At 40.9% G+C, this 1,274-nt stretch carries 1 protein-coding gene; it reads right to left on the bottom strand.

The features are described 5' to 3' along the window. Nucleotides 1-1,019 (bottom strand): ribonuclease E/G (locus QX565_RS08455; RefSeq protein WP_289292461.1); only part of this gene is annotated, 1,019 nt, incomplete at its 3' end. Nucleotides 1,020-1,274 lie beyond the last annotated feature (255 nt).

Below are 1,274 nucleotides of genomic sequence, written 5' to 3'. Positions count from 1 at the left end.
TTACCTTCCTGCCCGTTGGCATTCTTGGTGCGGTTACCGCTGTTCACGTCTACTACGTGAAGCGCCTCAGTGTGCTCAATAATCAGGTAGGCACCACTCTTGTAAGAAATAGTTTTACCAAAAGATGACTTGATCTGCTTGGTGATACCGAAATTGTCATAAATGGGAAGCTGACCCTTGTACAGTTTTACGATCTCTGCCCGGTCGGGGGCAATGAGAGTGACGTAATCTTTTATTTCGTTGTATACCGCCTCGTTATTGACGTAGATGTTTTCAAAAGAAGGGTTAAAGAGATCACGCAACAGCCCTACGGCACGGCTTGTCTCTTCATAAATCAACGTCGGGAACTTGGTAGCTTTCTGTACCTTGGTGATTGCGTCTTCCCAGTGTTTAATCAATACTTTAAGCTCTCCGTCGAGTTCGGCAACGCGTTTCCCTTCGGCTACAGTACGAACAATGACACCGAAGTTTTTCGGTTTGATGCTCATTAACAATTGCTTGAGGCGTGCACGCTCTTCGCTCGATTTAATTTTTTGTGAAACAGAAACCTTATCATTGAAAGGAATTAATACCAGATATCTTCCAGCAAATGAAAGTTCGGAAGTTAATCTTGGTCCTTTGGTGGAGATGGGTTCCTTTACGATCTGCACCACTACTTCTTGTCCTACCTTTAATGTGTTGGCTACTGTGCCATCTTTATCAAGATCGGGAAGCAGGGTTGCTTTAGAAATGGAGTTGAGTTTTTTCTTGTCGCTTAAAGTTTGTTTTACGAACTTTTCGAGTGAATTGAATTGAGGACCCAGGTCTAAATAATGAAGGAAAGCATCTTTCTCGTAACCAACATCTACAAAGCAGGCATTTAGTCCGGGCATCAATTTCTTGACGCGGCCCAAATACATATTACCCACTGAAAAGGAAATATTTCTTCCTTCACTTTGAAGTTCCACCAGGCTCTTGTCCTCGAGCAGGGCGATGGAGACCTCTTTGGGCTGTACGTCTACTACTAGTTCGCTTGTCACAATTGTTTCCTAATTATTTATTTTTAAAAAATGAACAAATAAATTGAGCTCTTGTTCATTGGAGTCGGGCATTTAAACAAAGAACAAACTCGAAAGACATTTGCTTCACAAGTTTGTTCTTTATTTCTGTCCGATACAGACTAAAAATTACTTTTTGCTTTTATGTCTGTTCTTTCTTAGTCTTTTTTTACGCTTGTGCGTAGACATTTTATGTCTTTTTTTCTTCTTTCCGCTTGGCATAGCTTCAAAATTTTA

Source organism: Bacteroides sp. 41_26 (assembly GCF_949740115.1).
GTDB classification, from domain to species: Bacteria; Bacteroidota; Bacteroidia; order Bacteroidales; family Bacteroidaceae; genus Bacteroides; species Bacteroides nordii.
This window is presented reverse-complemented; position numbering and strand designations above follow the sequence as displayed.